The sequence below is a fragment of the Paraburkholderia aromaticivorans genome, from assembly GCF_012689525.1.
In the GTDB taxonomy this organism is placed as follows: domain Bacteria; phylum Pseudomonadota; class Gammaproteobacteria; order Burkholderiales; family Burkholderiaceae; genus Paraburkholderia; species Paraburkholderia aromaticivorans_A.
In genome coordinates this window covers 51888-68347 of record NZ_CP051517.1, presented here as the reverse complement: position 1 = coordinate 68347, position 16460 = coordinate 51888, and the positions used below count along the sequence as shown (strand labels likewise).

Annotated in this window: 13 protein-coding genes and 1 pseudogene; 7 read left to right on the top strand and 7 right to left on the bottom strand. The window is 58.3% G+C overall.

The features are described from left to right. The 3 genes from HF916_RS49285 (at position 1) to HF916_RS49275 (ending at position 4232) form a co-directional block, all read left to right on the top strand. Positions 1-1659: a type IV secretion system DNA-binding domain-containing protein gene (locus HF916_RS49285; protein WP_168795936.1), complete on the top strand. Its 1659-nt coding sequence runs from the start codon at positions 1-3 to the stop codon at positions 1657-1659. Further along, entirely contained in the window at positions 1553-2995 is a 1443-nt protein-coding gene (locus HF916_RS49280) for a DUF1173 domain-containing protein (RefSeq protein WP_240975892.1), read from the top strand. The genes HF916_RS49285 and HF916_RS49280 overlap by 107 nt, the downstream gene beginning before the upstream one ends. A 526-nt stretch (positions 2996-3521) precedes the next feature. Next, the gene (locus tag HF916_RS49275; RefSeq protein ID WP_240975891.1) at positions 3522-4232 is read left to right on the top strand and encodes a hypothetical protein; all 711 of its coding nucleotides are present in this window, start codon (positions 3522-3524) and stop codon (positions 4230-4232) included. A gap of 1078 nt (positions 4233-5310) precedes the next feature. Here the strand turns inward: HF916_RS49275 and HF916_RS50040 are convergent. From HF916_RS50040 to HF916_RS49265, 4 genes and pseudogenes are all read right to left on the bottom strand, one after another. Continuing rightward, positions 5311-5625: a hypothetical protein gene (locus tag HF916_RS50040; protein ID WP_206002078.1), complete on the bottom strand. Its 315-nt coding sequence runs from the start codon at positions 5623-5625 to the stop codon at positions 5311-5313. Between the two features lie 269 nt (positions 5626-5894). Further along, a complete protein-coding gene (locus HF916_RS49270) occupies positions 5895-6986 on the bottom strand; it encodes a porin (RefSeq protein ID WP_168795935.1) in 1092 nt (363 codons plus the stop codon). Between the two features lie 217 nt (positions 6987-7203). Further along, a pseudogene (locus HF916_RS51340) lies at positions 7204-7584 on the bottom strand (IS5/IS1182 family transposase); the annotation flags it as partial. A gap of 109 nt (positions 7585-7693) precedes the next feature. Continuing rightward, positions 7694-8902: an FAD-dependent monooxygenase gene (locus HF916_RS49265; RefSeq protein ID WP_168795934.1), complete on the bottom strand. Its 1209-nt coding sequence runs from the start codon at positions 8900-8902 to the stop codon at positions 7694-7696. A 97-nt stretch (positions 8903-8999) separates the two neighbouring features. Here HF916_RS49265 and HF916_RS49260 point away from each other — a divergent pair, with 97 nt between their 5' ends. After that, the gene (locus HF916_RS49260) at positions 9000-9923 is read left to right on the top strand and encodes a LysR family transcriptional regulator (protein ID WP_168795933.1); all 924 of its coding nucleotides are present in this window, start codon (positions 9000-9002) and stop codon (positions 9921-9923) included. Positions 9924-10146: 223 nt separating this feature from the next. Here HF916_RS49260 and HF916_RS49255 read toward each other — a convergent pair whose 3' ends face one another. Then, a complete protein-coding gene (locus HF916_RS49255; protein ID WP_168795932.1) occupies positions 10147-11022 on the bottom strand; it encodes an intradiol ring-cleavage dioxygenase in 876 nt (291 codons plus the stop codon). 850 nt (positions 11023-11872) lie between these two features. Between HF916_RS49255 and HF916_RS49250 the strand changes: the two genes are divergently transcribed. From HF916_RS49250 to gorA, 3 genes are all read left to right on the top strand, one after another. Next, entirely contained in the window at positions 11873-12787 is a 915-nt protein-coding gene (locus HF916_RS49250; RefSeq protein ID WP_168795931.1) for a LysR family transcriptional regulator, read from the top strand. Positions 12788-13237: 450 nt separating this feature from the next. Further along, complete coding sequence (locus HF916_RS49245) at positions 13238-13543, top strand: YciI family protein (RefSeq protein ID WP_168795930.1); 306 nt, start codon at positions 13238-13240, stop codon at positions 13541-13543. A gap of 162 nt (positions 13544-13705) precedes the next feature. Beyond that, entirely contained in the window at positions 13706-15061 is a 1356-nt protein-coding gene (gene gorA, locus HF916_RS49240) for a glutathione-disulfide reductase (RefSeq protein ID WP_168795929.1), read from the top strand. A gap of 35 nt (positions 15062-15096) precedes the next feature. On the opposite strand, the gene maiA is transcribed toward gorA, so the two are convergent. Together maiA and HF916_RS49230 are read right to left on the bottom strand one after the other, a co-directional pair. Further along, complete coding sequence (maiA, locus tag HF916_RS49235) at positions 15097-15741, bottom strand: maleylacetoacetate isomerase (RefSeq protein WP_168795928.1); 645 nt, start codon at positions 15739-15741, stop codon at positions 15097-15099. Positions 15742-15756: 15 nt separating this feature from the next. Next, positions 15757-16455 carry a fumarylacetoacetate hydrolase family protein gene (locus tag HF916_RS49230; protein ID WP_168795927.1) on the bottom strand — a complete coding sequence of 233 codons (699 nt, stop codon included), beginning with the start codon at positions 16453-16455 and terminating at the stop codon, positions 15757-15759. Between the last annotated feature and the right edge of the window lie 5 nt (positions 16456-16460).

The following is a 16460-nucleotide window of genomic DNA, read 5'->3' as shown; positions in this document are numbered from 1 at the left end:
ATGCAAAAGCACGAAATCGTGATGATGCAGTGGACGGGAGCGGTGCTCGCGCTCGTTCTTGGCCTTTGCGTGTCCTTCACTTTGGCAGGCTATCCGCCGCTGCCGTTTCCTGCTGGGATCATTCACGGCTTCACGGCCGCCGTGCATGATCCCCTGCTTTTCTGGGGCGCGGTGCCGGGTGCGGCGCTTGCAGCGGGTGCCGCATGGGCATGCCACGAATACCTGTTCAATGGCTTCGAAGGCTACCGGTATGCCAGGTTTATCCGTGGCACGAAGATGGAAAACCGGCACCAGCTGAGCAGCCGCATCGCGCGACATAACAATCAGTACCGCAAACAGGCCGTGAAACACGGCGATGCGCCGCGCGTGCCAGTTGCCGTTTGCGGTGTCGAGATGCCGACGGATCTCGAAACGCAGAACCTGATCGTCGTGGGTGCGCCAGGCTCCGGCAAGAGTCAGGCGATTAATGGATTGATCGCATCAGCACTGCGCCGCGATGATCGCATGGTGGTGGTTGATCCGAACGGCTCGCTCATGTCGCGCTTCTATTTGCCCGGCGACATCGTGATCAACCCGTACGACGCCCGGTGCGTCGGCTGGTCGCTGTTCAACGAGGTCGATCACGGTTTCGACTTCGAACGGCTCGCACATTCGGCGATTCCACCGCAGAACGGCGATCAGGCCGAAGAGTGGGCGGGCTATGCACGCGCGCTACTCGCGGACACGATGAACAAGCTCGCCGGCGACGACATGCGTGACATGGTGACGCTCACTGATTTGCTGGTGCGCGAACAGCGCCCAGTGTTGCAAAAGTACCTTGAAGATACGGATTCGGTGGGCTTCTTCGCGAAGGATGCGGATAGAGCGACGGCCAGCATCATCTTTACGCTGAACAAGTACATCCGGCCGCTGCGTCGCATTCCTGATGGCGATTTCTCGATCCGGCGCTGGATGGGCGACGAGAACGGAGGGAACATCTGGATTACGTGGCGCGAAGATCAGCGTACGGCTCTGGGCCCGACGATCCCCGTCTGGCTCGACCTGATCTACGCGATGATTCTGAGTGAGGCGCCGACGTTCAACCGGCGGCTGTGGGTATTCAAGAACGAACTGGCATCCCTTGGCCGCCTCTACAGTTTCGAGGCTGCAGTATCGAAGGGCCGCAAGCATGGCCTGTGTGTGGTGGGGGACCTGCAGGATCTGGTTCAGTTGCATCAGCAACTGGGAGATCTACCGGCGAAAGCGACGCTTTCGTGTTTTCGCAGTCTGCTTGCGTTGGGAGGGGCCAACGCACTGACAACCAAAAGCGTTGCGGAGATGATCGGCTGGCACGAAGTAGAGCGCCACCCGATCGGCGTGCAGGGCCGGTGGCGTATCAACACACGCGAGCGCAAGCGCGATCCGGAGCTGGTCGTCACGTCGTCGCAACTCTCGAACCTGCCCGACCTGAACGGTTATCTGAAATACGGCAAGGACTGGCCGCTCGCGAAGATCAGATTCGGCGCGCGTGACTATCCGGTCCGCGTGCCTGCCTACATCGAGGCAGCGCCTTGTGAGGTGTTTCCGTCAATCGCTGTGCCTGCACCTGTTAATCGAGCGCCTGCTCCGCAGGGCGAACCTGGGGCAGCCGCAATTATCACCGGCACGGTCCTTCCTTAAACGCAGCCGTAGCTACATCGGTGGAGGTAACGCTATGAGCGAGTTTCGATTCGATGACGTGATTGTTGCGGCAAATGCCGCTGATCTGCAGGCGTATCTTGCCGATGCGCACGGCGAGAAATCTCGACCGCTGTGCATGTGTACGCCGGTTGGCGTCTCGATGTATGTCGCGAAAGTCGGGGGACACTATGTGATCAAGCGTATGCCAAACACGGGCGGCATACATGCGCCGGACTGTGCGTCGTACGAGCCGCCGGCAGAGCTCTCCGGTCTGGGTGAGGTGAAAGGTGAGGCTATTCGGGAGAACATTGAAGACGGTATCACCACGCTTAAGCTCGATTTCAGCCTGTCGAAGGCAGGTACAAGAGCAGCGCCAGCGCCCTCGGGTGAAGCGGCGGACGCGGTGCGAACGGACGGCGCGAAGCTGACGCTGCGTGGCACATTGCACTATCTCTGGGAAGAGGCGGGCCTGAATCGTTGGTATCCGGCGATGACGGGCAAACGCAGCTGGTACATCGTGCGGAAATACGTACTACAGGCGGCGGCCGGCAAGGTATCCAGGGGCGAACCACTTGGCCGTTGGCTGTACGTGCCGGAGTCGTTTTCCGCTGAACACGCAGCGGGTATCACGCAGCGCCGCATCGCGCACATGGCCGAGCTAGCAGCCAGCAAGAAGACACGCAAGCTGATGATCGCGATCGGCGAAGCGAAGGAGATCGCCGAGTCGCGTTACGGCTTCAAGATCGTCGCGAAACACCTTCCGGACTTTCCGTTCATGCTGAGCGACGATCTGCATCGGCGGCTCCAGAAGCGTTTTGTGAACGAACTGGCGCTGTGGGACAGCATTGAAGATTCGCACCTGGTGTTCATCGCAACCTTCGGCCTCATGTCTACCGGCATCGCGTCGATCGAGACGCTGGCTGTCATGGTCGTGTCAGCTAACTGGATTCCGTTCGAGCACGCGTACGACAAACTGATGCTCGATGCGCTCACGGCGCACAAACGCCGCTTCGTAAAGGGGCTGCGATACAACCTGGCTGAGAACAAACCGCTCGCGTGCGTGGTGCTGGCCGACGTGTTGCCGAAGCCCGTTGCCCTGTACGTGCAGCCGCCCGGTATTGAACAGGAAGACGAGGACGCGCTGTCAGGTCTGATCGAGGAAAGCGACATGCCGTCTTGGATCTGGCGTGCTGGTGAGGAGATGCCTGAGCTGCCAGCGCCAACGTTGGCCCCTGCTGCGAGACCATCGACGCGTGCCGTCTATACGTTGGATGAAGTTAATGCAGCTGTGGCAGATGCGGCCGCATCGTCAGCGGGCGAGAAGTCTGCACGGTGAGGCAAGGTTGACTGGCCCGGCTCGCTGTTATTGCTTCAAAGGAACGTCAGCCGCGTCGAGTGGAAATCTTTACTCTCTGTTCAGCAGGACTACGTAGCGCACGACAAAGCCGAACCTACAAAAGAAAACCCCCCGCCTGGCAGCGAGGGTAGTTCTTGATGACAGCCAGCACAGAGAGAAGTGCTAGAGACATCGAAATCAACGAATCCGTTTCGATTCTAGCAATCCTTCACTCCGTGTCAAGCGTCATCGGTAGGCGCTCGACCTTAAAGAAAGGAGTGGGTACATGAATCGACGACAAGCCAACCGGGCCGGATGGCCCGTACCCGTCGCATTCGCAATGCCTGTAACGCCCCGTCAGACAGGGCGATGCAAGCGAAGTACGTTTCGCCTCGCGGTTTCCCCGGTGCTCCGTTAACCCAGCACCTACTCCGGCATGCCCAGCCAGTGGTACGCACGTCGCGTCGCGGCACTCCCGTCGGGGTTGCCGGAGCCGCCCAGAACAGGGGTGGGTGGACTCCCGCGCGTGCTCACCGAACTCATGCACCGCCTCGGACGCTACCTCGACGCACCCGATGAATGGCTGCCGAGCCTGAATCGTGCAAACGGGTCGACGCGCCAGCAGCGTACCGAACGCAGCGTAGCGTGCGTGCAACTGTTGCGCGCGAGCCTCAAATACCTGGATCTGTTGACCATGCGCGTGGGCATCCCGTCGACGGGCAGTGGGATGCAGAACCTGACACTGCCGTTTCTCGCCGGGCAGGCTGGGCTTGACGTGCGCCGTGCAGAGCGCGCGATGCGTGACCTGCAGGCGGCGGGCCTGACCTCGGTGCGACGGCGCTGCGAACGCGCGGAGGACGGCAACTTCAGGGGCCTCGCAGCCATCCGATATATGCCGGCTGCGCTCTTCGGCGCGTTCGGTCTGGCGAAATGGCTGCGGCACGAACGCAGCAAGGCCTCGCTGCGCCATCAACTGCGTGCGACCGCAGACGCCAAACAGCGCTGGCGCAACACGCGCGAATGCGCACGTGGCCAGCTCTGGCTCGACGCGATGACAAACGGTGTGAACCGCGCAGGCCCGGCGGTGTCGGCATCCGGCGGCGTGGACGTCAGCATTGCGGCCGAGTTCGAGCGCCAGGTTCAGATCCGCGCCGGCGAGATCAAGCAGGCCAATCCTTCTCTCGGGCACGGGATCTGTTTCAGGCTCGCGCGCCAGCAGCTAGCACCTCCCCGCTAATTCTTCCCTCAGCTGTTCTCATATATTTGGCTTGACGCGACGATCCGGCACGTCCGGGGCGCGTTGCTCAGTGGCCAAGCGGTACCCATGAGCGTGAGTCCGGCGGGTCTACGCGCGGAACTCCGCAGTACCGTGGCATTTGCATGCGTCGCCGGGTGACTTATCCACATCAGCCGTAATTCACTCTGGAATAAGTGTCGGGGCAGTTCGGCATTAAGTGTCGGTTGTTAGTCACAGCTTCCTTTCACTACCTTCCGGGTTGAAGAAGCGCCGACTAGACGGCTCCACGTTTCAGTGCCCGCGCGCTGATCCGTTGGCACGAGCATTTTTGTGTAGTCCGCAGCGAGAGGAAACCATCAGAAGCCGGTTGACTATGTGGTGCTTGGTTGAACTTGGCCGCATCGGCAGGGCGTTGAGTAGTTCATTGCAAGGACGCCAGTTAGTCAGGAAGCGATCTTCGTTGGCAACGGAGTTTGGACTTTCAGGCGTCGGTTGCGCCCTGGAAGCAGTCATTGAAATCGCGGGGATGAAGGTCACCTTGTCGGCTTAACGGACGTTGGTTCGACGGAGCGGATATAACCGTTCCGTCTTCGAAAGTCCCGGTTGGACGATGAAAACTCCGACCGTCACACGTTGGGGTAATCGTCCTTTTCGTGCAATTTCTGGCGGTCATCGCCCGCAGAGCCCCGTCCAGCAAGGATCTCCTGTGCTGCAACATTTCCTCGAAACACGCATTCACCAAGCCTCTGATAAATAGGCGTTTTAGACACTAACCGCCAGAAATTGCACGAAAAGGACGATTACCCCATGAAGGCGACTGAACTCGGTCCGCAGCAGTTGGTCTGCGACGTCAAGCACAGCATCCTTCGCGTGTGGGGTATGCAGGTCGACGGACTCTCTTGCCCCCCGACGCAAAACGCCTGAAAGCAGGCGCAGGGTGGCATCAACCGGTGCTGACCTCTTCGCCACTCCCATAGCCAGCGCCAGGGTCAGAAGATTGAGTGCGCCCAAGGCCTCGGAAGCAGTCCGGAATGACCGCGTCGAATTATTGGCTGTGAGGATCGTGGTGTTCTGTTGTTCACGGAACGCCTGTAGCAGCCGCCTTTGCACAACCGAGGGGAGAATCACTCCTGATCGACTGCATGGCCGCCCCAGTCGTCTCCGTCGCACGCACCAGCATGCGGTGACGCCGCGCGGATGTTTGGGCAGGAACGGTCAGAAAGCCTATGGTGACTGCCACGGCAGCACCAGCGAGGACTGCAAAGGCGTACCCAATCGCGTAGGTCTCCGGGTCGATACGAAGACTCGGCGCAATCGAAATGGCAAGTGTCGCCACGAGGCCCGCCATGAAAACTGTGATACTGGAGGCATTGCAGGCGAAAGCGATGATCAATGCCGCGATCGCTGAACCTGCGGCTCGACCTGATACTCCCGTTCGTTAAGCTCTGTGTTCCGCTTCGCCTTTGCAACCGCCCAGGTGCCTCGATACGCGATCTAACCGGTAATCAGCGTCCATTCGGCGCAGGCACGGCGTTGCCACATGCGTGAAGGACCGATGTGTGGTGCAAATAGATCAGTGCGGGAAGCCGGGTGAGCACCGTCCCAAGAACAGTATCACGGTGGCCCAGCCCAGATGGCCCCCTCCCGCACCGTTACGCTAGATCAAAACTTTTGCTGGAGACCAACCATGACACCAAGCTGATCCATACCAGCTCCGACAGTGCCGCCAGCTGCAACCGGGTTGGCAGCCAGCGCGCTGTTGAGCATGTACCCGACCGACGTGTACACCGTGGTGCGCTTCGATAGCAGGTAATTCATGCGCCCGACCACCAATGTCGAGTTCGAGGCATTTTTCCCCGCCGTCCCGCGTTGCAGGTAACGCACGCCCTGTGCGTCAAAGAAAAACGATGGGGTGGCGTAGTACGTAGCCCCCGCGAAGAGAATATCGGACTGCAAATGAGTTGCGGAAGCCACGTTGTTTCTGATCCAGCCGGCACCGATCTTGGTCGGGCCGAGGATCACATAGCCGTCGACGATGTTGTGCGTGTCGGTATCCGCGCTGTTGTTGAGCGGTGCCGACGCGCCGGTACCGCCGCGCATCACGTCATAGGACGCCGCCACGCCGAAGCTCGCCGAGTCATACGCGAGGAGCGCGGTGTATTGGCGGCACGCAACGAAATTGCCCGGCACCTGTCCTCCACAGTTGGTCGCCTGCGGACCCGCCGGACCCGCTGCGTCACGGCCAAAGCTGTATGTTCCACCAACTGTGATACCGCGGAATGTGCCGAGATAGCCGACCGCATTGTCACTGCGTGCGTTCGGCAGATACGAGTCGAAGTCGGCCATCGAATGAATCGAAGGGCCGATTACATCAGCGTTCGACAACGCGTACATCGTCATGTTCATCTGGCGTCCGAGCGTGAGCGAGCCGTAGTCACTGTTTACGCCCACGTTCGCCTGACGGCCGAAGATGCGCCCGCCGTAATTGAGTAAACCGGTGCCCGGTTGAAATCCGCTTTCCAGCACAAAGAAAGTCTTGTAGCCCGCGCCAAGGTCCTCGACGCCCTTTAAGCCCCAGCGTGAGGGTAATTCACCGGTCAGAAAAGGCATCCCAACCATCGATCCACCGCTGCTTGTTGCGTTGTTGTAGTAGGACACCCCTGTATCGACGATTCCATATAACGTGACACTGCTTTGGGCGTACGTGCACCCAGTCGCCGCGACGAGCAACGCCGCGCTCCATTTCAATTTCATGACGATCGTATCTCCACTTTTTTATGGCGCAATGCCTGGTTTTAAGAACTAGTACGGGATTGATCCTCAAACCACGTGAAGCACACCGCGTTGCGGCACCCTCGGCGCCCGTGATGTCAGCTTTTCGACAGACTGATCCAGCTGGCGCAGCGCGCCATTTCGGCCCTTCCCGAACGGCCTGGGGCCGGACGACGTTGAGCCTGGAGTGCCGGATGGTGCAGATGATGCGGGCCGCAATTTCTATAATCGTCTCGTGTATGGCGGCGAGACGCTCGAACCGGATGCGCAATCGCCTGAAGCTGTGCCGCCATGCGAAGGTGCGCTCGACGACCCCGATGGGTCTCGCCTAAGCCACTGCCGTGCGGCTCGCAACGTGCAGTGGCCTGCGATATTTGTCGTGGTCGTAGCCTCGGTCGGTCTGCAAACCGACGAGCCTTGACAGCGGCCGTCCACGCTTGCCCCGGATGGACGGGATGGTATCGACGAGCGGTAAAAGTTGAGCGATGTCGTTGCTGTTGGCGCCCGTGAAGATCAGCGCGAGCGGGGCGTCCTGCGTTTCCTTATGGGGGTGATGCTTTGAGGCGCTTTGAGGCAGATCGCACCTGCATGACACTTTTTCACCGCAGGCGTTGCCCGCCTGCGTGGCTGCCGATCCCGTTGTGCCTCCATACGGCTATTTAAAACCGGGCGATTTTCCGCCCATCCACTCAAACGGGCACTTCATCCGCCTTATATTCGTACAGCCACTCGTAGCGTTGCCGAACTTTATCCGGCGACCACTCTGCATCGATGTACTGCGCCGCAGTAGCCGGATCGGCCAGTCTTGGATTGTGGAAACGTGCCGCGTTTTCATTGGCGCCGCGCACCATGCGAGCTGTACGATCCACACGCGCTGCGTCGTAGGCCTCAAGTGCACGTTCCGCATCATCACGATGAGTCGCCAGTGCGCGTGCTAGCACATAGCCATCCTCTATCGCCATAGCCGCGCCTTGCCCAAGGAAAGGCAGCGTCGGGTGCGCCGCATCTCCAAGCAGCGTCACTCGCCCGAACGACCAGCGAAGAATCGGATCACGTACCATCAGAGCCCACTTGAAATGGGTGTCGATGGCGCGAACCATGGTTTGAATGTCGTCATGCCAGCCTTCGAAATCGGTTAAGCAGTCAGCCATAGAGCCTTTCTGCGTCCAGGATTCAACCTCCCAGCCGAGTCCCTCGACGACGCCTACGAAATTGGTAAGCTCACCGCCGCGAAGCGGATAATGCACGACGTGCCGTCCGGGTCCGAACCAGTGGGTGCTCACAGAAGTACGCAGGTGGTCGGGCAACCGGTTGGTCGGAATCACGCCTCGCCAGGCATAGCAACCCGAGAACCGGGGCTTATCGGGACCCACGATCTCCGCGCGAACACGGGAGTGCACACCGTCTGCTCCAACCACGATGTCGCCTTCGACCCTTTCCCCGTTAGGTAGGATAACTGAAGGCCTCGATCCGGACGTATCCAGCGACTCGCACCGACTATCCAGCCGGATAATCTGCGCGCCGTGGCTCAGAACCGCTCGCGCAAGCATGTTGTGAAGGTCCGCGCGATGAAACATGCAATGAGGATGGCCGTACTTCTCGCGAGAGCCTCGGGCCATCTCGGCGATATCCCACGTCCGGTCACTGTTCCAATGACGGACCGTGACTCCGGACGCCTCCGCGCCTGAAGCTGCGATCGTCTCGTCGAACCCCAAGAGGCTGAGCACGCGCGTGGCGTTCGCACTTAGCTGTATGCCTGCCCCCACGTCTTCAAGGGCGGGTGCCCGCTCCAGCACGGTCACCTGGAAGCCTTGGCCTATCAAAGCCAACGCGGCAGTCAGCCCGCCCACGCCACCCCCGACGATGACGACTCGCTCAATACGTCCAGAATCTTTCATACTGTTCCTTTGTCTCCGCAGTTTCATCTCAAAGATTAGACACTCTGCTATCGTTCATGTAAAACGTGCTTATCAAATGGATTGACATGAGGAGCTGATGAATATTTCGCTGCGGCAGTTGAAGGCGTTTTCGGAAGTGGCTCGGCTGAAGAGCTTCACCAGGGCAGCTGAAAACCTGCACATTACGCAGCAGGGACTCAGCTTGATGATTCAAGATCTGGAAAGACAGTTTGGATGCCGTCTATTCGACCGGACAACCCGAACGGTCTCGCTGACTTTGGCGGGCGAGCAGCTTGTTGCTGCGGCACATCAGACGATTTCATCGCTCGATGCCGCTGCTTCCTGCATTGGACGGTTGTCCACGCACGCCCGGCAGACGCTGTCGATTGCCACCTCGCCGCTCGTGGCGGCAACCTTGCTGCCTGAGGCATGTTCATTGTTTCGAGAGCAGGATCCCAACGTGACGGTCAAGGTCATCGACGTCGAGCGCAATCAGATTCAACCGCTTGTCGAAGCAGGTGAGGTGGACGTCGGGTTCGGTATGTTCCTGAACCCGGCAGCCGCACTTGAGCGCCAGAAGATTTTCCAGTGCGACCTGGTGTGCATTTCGGCGGCGGGAAGTACGTCTCCGAGCTGGCAGACAAGGCCAATGCAGCGGCTGCGATGGTCGGCGCTAGCCAACCGGACGTTAATTGCGCTCCGCCCCGACAACCCCGTGCAGCAACTGGTCGACATTCAATTGGGGGCGATTTCGCGCGCCAGCGAGCAACGCCTTACTTTCAACAACATTCCGACAGTGCTGGCGATGGCCGAAGCGGGTTTTGGAAGCGCGATCCTGCCGTCATTTGTGATCGCGGCTATTCGAGGGATGAATGTTGATGTAGCGCTGATCGAAGATCCCGTCATGCCTCTGGATTTCTATCGAATCAACCTTAAGGGCCGTTCCCGAGCGGCGGCAGAGCCAGGCTTCATTCAGGCGTTGCTGAAGATAATGACCAAGCGGTGCGCGCTTGCGCATTAGGGTGACGGTCAAAGCACCGTGCGAGGGTCATACACATTTCATCCGGCTACCACGTAGTGCCAGGCAAGGCCTCAGCAAAAAAACGTCGCTTTGACAAAGCGACGTCTCCTACCGAGCTAACCCGACGCGGCCACGCGGTCAATCGCTCATCGCCCGCTTCCGAGGTTAGGCTATCAATGCCTCCGTCGAGACACCAATGCATCACCACAGGCGCCCGAGTGCGTCATTTCTCCGATCGGACCAACTTGAATACATAGTCCAACGTGTAGAACGGGTTTTCGCTGTTGGTTCCATCCGGAGTGACACCAGGTTCGTGCCGAATGTAATTCCCAATACAGGAACTCCGCACTCCGAAGACTGCATCGGAGTCGAGATATGCATCCCCTTCGGCGAAAACGTGCGTAACGAGCGTATCAAATCCCGCTTTCCGGACCATGAAGTGAATGTGAGCGGGACGCATCGGATGCCGATTTGTCGCCCTCATCATCTGGCCAACAGGACCGTCCATTGGAATCGGGTAGCTGCTCGGCATGACCGAGCGGAAGCTAAAGCGGCCTTCCGCGTCGGTCTTCACCACCGCGCGCAATTCCGCATCGTCCAGGTTCCAGTCCGTATCCTGAACATCGTAGAATCCTGCGCTGTCGGCCTGCCAAACGTCAACCAAAGTGTCTGAAACAGCACGGCCATCCAGATCGGAGATCCGTGCCGTCACCCAAAGCGGATCCCCAACGGCTTCACCGCCGATATCGGCGCCGTGCGCCGGCAGAGTGCGAGCGCCCTCGACGTGAAATGGACCGAACACCGTTTGTTCAGTCGCGCCCTGAGGCCGGCTGTGATTCTGTGCGACGACTAGCTGGGAAAGGCCCAACGTGTCCGAGAGCAAGATCATTTCTTGCCGGACCTCGTCGCTGATTTGACCTGTTTTCGTCAGAAATTCGACACCCTTCATCCATTCGGCCTCGGTGAGGCGAATTTCGCGCGCGAAGGTATGAAGATTCTTCACCAGCGCCGTCATAATTTCTTTAAGACGCTTATCTGGTGTATTTTCGATCCGTCGAAGCACTTCTTCCGTGATATTGTTTTCGTCAAGGTTCATCATTTTTCATACCCCTATTCAGACACTCAATCCGTCGTCAACGGCTGGCTCGCCTTTTCAACCAATGCGTCCACCCGCGCTTGCTCTCATCTACCAGCCTGCTTGAATGAATCACGCTCCCGAAAACGGCTTAAAGCCGCCTAATCTGCGGCATCAACAAGAAAAAACTTCCAAACGGGTTACTGGAGGTGTCCGCCGATAGGGGCTGAGAACCTGGGCTCGTACCTGAAAATCTGCCCTCGATAAGTATTCTTTACGATTACCCATCTTCTCAGCTCGAACGGCCTCCACACCCACCCGATCAGCACAATGAATGACAAGGCAGCGATTTATTTTCCTCGCGGCTTGCAGGGGGATCAGCCGCTCGCTCGGCGAGATCCCTGGCTTGCCAAGCCTCAATCCATTCAACAAACCTGCTTTTCTTCAGTCATTGGCGGAGTCCATGTTCCGCAAATTCGAGCACAGGTTCCTGCAAATTCTTACCATTCTCGCCTGCATCTAAAGGAACCGTTCCTAAACAGGTTGTACCTTCGCATGAGGGCCAGCGGCAAAGATGCGCAGCCACGTCGATACCGCCGCTCAATGAATCGGTTCGGCATGAAATCACGCTCTCGGTCTTCATGACACGCGGTTGTTCAGACCTAGCATTGACAGGCGCCACACCCGCAGCGGACAATTACGTGCGCGGAAACCTTTGGTCTCACGGGTCGCCGTGTTTGGGTATCCTCGTTACGCACTGCTTGATTTCAAATAGCTCCCGGGCAACGCCCACCTCGCCGAAGCGCCCATGTTCCCCAAATTGGCAGTCACGACCGCCGAAATTCGCAGCTAACCTCTTGAAACCCGTGAGGCAATGGACCGACTGACTGAAATTGAGCTCTTCGTACGCATCGCGGAACTCGGAAACATAACCAAGGCTGCCGAGAAACTAGAGTTGTCGGTCTCGTCAGCAAGCCGATACCTGATCGGACTCGAAACACGTCTCGGTGCTCGGCTCGTCGATCGCGGTACGCGGCGAATCTATCTCACGCAAATCGGGCAGGAGCACTTCGAGCGCTGCAAACAATTGCTCGCGGCCTTTCAAGAGGCCGAATCTCTCGTAAGTGCCAGCGCAGTCAGTCCGAACGGCATCCTTCGGGTCACCTCGACCGCTTCTTTTGCAATGAATCATATCGGCACGATTCTGCCCGAATATGCGCGTCGCTATCCGAAGGTCACCGTACACGTCGAAACCAACAACCGCTACGCGAACCTGCTGGATAGCGATGTCGACCTCGCCGTGCGCACGAGGGAATACGAGTCAGACTCGAGCATTACCGTCCGGCGCCTGGCCGAGACCCGGCGCGTGATGGCGGCCTCACCGGACTATCTGACCCAGCACGGGATTCCGCGTGATCCGGGAGACCTGAACCAGCATCAACTCTTGCTCTATAGCTATGCCAATCGACCCGACGAGCTGCATTTGACCCGTGACCGAGTCACGACGGTATTGCCGGTCAGCGGGGCAATGAAAAGTAACGAAGGCCAGGTAATTCGAGCGGCCGCACTGCAAGGTTTTGGAATTCTTGTGCAGCCCAAGTACGTGATTTACGACGACATGGTCAGCGGCCGGTTGGTGCCTGTACTCGACGGATGGGAACTGCCGCGGCTCACGATAAATCTGGCCTACGCGAGTCGACGGTTCGTTCCGGCAAAAGTTCGAACATTCATCGACTTCCTGATCGACCATTTTGAGGCGATGGAATTCGAGCGGAAATGGACGGAATGACACCGCATGAGCCAAGCTATCTCGGCCATATTCCGCACCTCGACAGGTCGTTCCGAACGCAAGGTGGGGGTTGGGCGGCAAACAACCGTCCCGCCTAGCGCGAAACGTATTTGCAGAAATAGCATGGTCATCCGCTTGGGGCACTCATATACTCAATCGGACAGTGCATAGGCAGACCCATCACGTCCGGCGCTACGCCGCACATCAAAATTGCAGCGTCAACCGAAACGCACTGTCTGCACGAGATGCCAGACAGCCATCCCGCAAGGAATGAATTCATGCCGGCAACGAGTACAGCATCGCCGCTATGGCGATCTATCATTGGCGTCGCCGGTATGCGCTTATCCGCTGACATCCGTCGTTTCAGCTGGATGTCGGCGGCGCCCCATTTAATTAAAGTTTCCGCCATCCTCCCGTCAAGCAGGCTTAAACAAGAATGGAGAAGCAACCATGCTGTTTCTGATTTACCGTAAAGACAAAGCCGGTCACCTTCAGGTCCGCCTCGACAACTACGAGCAGCATCTGCAGTACCTCAAGCCTCTCTCCCACAAAATCCTGTTGGGTGGCCCAACATTGGGTGCCGGAACGGGAACTGGCGACAACGACATGACCGGCAGCTTTCTGATTCTCGAAGCAGAAGACTGGGCCGAAGCCGAAGCTTTCGTCGCAAACGATCCGTTCACCAAGGCAGGTCTGTTTTCAACGACCATCATCGAGCGCTGGAAGCATGGAAAGCATGACGACAAGGCTGCGTAACGGCGAGCAACACCGGTGACGCGGTACGCCGTGCAACGTCACGGCGTGAGCTTGCGCCGGTTTCTCGTTAGCATCGTTGAAAACTGTACTTTAGGGTAAGCGCTTGCGATGCAGCCACATTGAATCGCGAGAATGGGTAATTACTTGATTAGGAGAACTTTAGTGTCTGGCTACGATTTCGATCTCTTTACCGTCGGTGCCGGCTCTGGAGGGATTCGCGCAAGTCGACGCGCGGCCGCCTTCGGGGCGCGTGTCGCGGTAGCAGAACAACGTTTCCTGGGCGGCACCTGCGTAAATATCGGATGTATTCCGAAGAAACTGTTTTCTTACGCAGCGCATTTCAAAAAAGACCTGGAAGACTCACGTGGGTATGGCTGGTCGTTTCACCAGCTTACGTTCGACTGGCGCAGCTTGCTGGACGCGAAGAACCGGGAAATTGAGCGGCTGAATGGCGTCTACCGCAATTTGCTAAACCAGTCCGGTGTCGAACTGATCTGGGGAAGGGCAACAGTTACAGGGCCGAACACCGTTGAAGTGGACGGACGCACATTCACGTCGAAGTACATTCTTGTCGCGACAGGAAGCAGTCCCACCCTGCCGGAAATCGAAGGCGCGGAACATTGCATTACCTCGGACGATGCGTTCTATCTCGACAAACTGCCGAAGCGCGTTGTCATCGTCGGGGGCGGCTATATCGCAGTTGAGTTTGCATCCATATTTAACGGCCTTGGTGTAGACACGACGTTGGTCTACCGCGGGGATCGCCTACTCAAGAATTTCGACGCAGACCTCGGTAACTTCCTTGCGGAGCAGATGAGCAAGCGAGGCGTGCGCATCCGGTTCGACACGACAATCCGAAAAGTTGATCGTGACGGCACGGCATTGAGTTGCGTGACGGGCGATGAAGAGCGGCTGTCCTGTGACACAGTCCTCTACGCAACCGGGCGGCTACCGAATACCGCAGCTTTGGGTTTGGAGTCGGCCGGCGTCGCGCTTGCGGCGAACGGGTCGATCGTGGTTGACGATGTCTTCCAAACTGCTCAGCCGTCAATATACGCGGTCGGAGACGTTATTCATCGAATGCAACTGACGCCTGTTGCGTTGGCCGAGGGTATGCTGGTTGCGGATCATCTTTTCAATAACGGTGCAGAACACATGGATTACGACGGTGTTCCTACGGCGATCTTTAGTCATCCGAATGTCGCCATCGTTGGGCTGGGCGAGGAAGAGGCAATCCAGAGTGGGTACACGGTCGACGTGTACCGTAGCATTTTCACGCCTCTCAAGCATACCGTTTCGTCGTCCGGCGAAAAGGTGTTGCTCAAGCTGATCGTTGACCGCGAAAGCGATCGCGTCCTCGGTGTTCATATGGTAGGTGACGACGCGGGTGAGCTTCTTCAGGGCTTTGCCGTGGCGATCAAGTGCAGGGCGACGAAGGCGCAGTTCGATACTACCGTGGGTATTCATCCCACGATCGCCGAAGAATTCGTCACGATGCGCGCCAAGGTTACTGCTTAAAAGGACGCCCGCCTTTAGGCGGGCGTCCAGCTTCATCACGACGGGACGAAATCAGGCTGCAACTTCGGCTGTGCCGCGTCAAACGCCGGATGCTCGCTCGCATGCCGGAAAACCACCATGCTGCGCGGATAGGCATCGAGCTCGCATCCCATCCGGAGTGCGTTTGCAATCTGCGGCACAAGACAGCAGTCGGCGAGAGTGGGTTCGCTGCCGAAGCACCATGGACCCCTTCCGTATTTCTCGAGCAGCCGTTCGACACCTTCCATGCCTTCCTTGACCCAGTGCCGATACCATGCGCTTTTCTGCTCGGGCAACACCTTAAGCGTCGTATCCAGATATTTGAGGATGCGCAGGTTGTTGATGGGATGAATGTCGCACGCAACCAGATACGACAACTCGAGTACCCGGGCTCGCTGCTCGCCATCGAGTGGAATGAGGCGCGGCGTCGGATATCGGGTATCCAGCCAGTCAATGATCGCGAGCGACTGACCCAGACTGAAATCGCCGTCCACAACGGCAGGTACTAAAGCGGACGGATTGACGTCATCGACGTAGTCTGGTGCGCGGTGTTCAGCAGTGCGGATATTCACCGCAGCGTACTCAAACGGCACCTTTTTGAGTGCGAGCGCGATACGTAGTCGATACGACGTCGAGCTATTAAAAAAGCTGTAAAGTTGCATGGCGGCTTCCGCGGTTTATACGATGTTGACCTGCAACTCGCCGAGCCTTTCGACGCCCACCTTGACGGCGTCGCCCTTCTTCACCGCACCGACACCTTCCGGTGTGCCGGTATAGATGAGATCGCCAGGCTCGAGCTGGAAGAACTTCGAGAGATCGGCAACCGTCTCCGCTACGGACCAGATCAGGTGAGAGACGTTGCTCTGCTGCTTCGTCTCCCCGTTCACCGTCAGCCAGAGATCGCCGCTCTCGAAATGGCCGACATCACTTGCCTTGTGGATAGGACCGATAGGTGCGGAACGGTCGAAGGCCTTGCCGATTTCCCACGGGCGCCCCATTTCGCGCATCTTCATCTGCAGGTCGCGACGCGTCATGTCCAGACCTACCGCATAGCCCCATACGTGCTCGAGCGCACCCTCGAGCGGAATATCCGAACCGCCCTTGCCGATCACGGCCACCAGTTCCGCCTCATAGTGATAATTGGTGGTCTGCGACGGGTAGCCCAGCTCGAGTGCCTCGCCGTAACCGACCGGCACGACGGAGTCCGTCGGCTTACAGAAGAAAAACGGCGGCTCGCGATCGGGATCGAATCCCATCTCCCGTGCGTGTGCAGCGTAGTTTCGGCCAACGCAATAGACGCGGCGCACCGCAAATCGGGCGTCACTACCCACCACCGGAATCGCGACGGTGGCCTCAGGGGGGAAGACGAATTTCATATCAA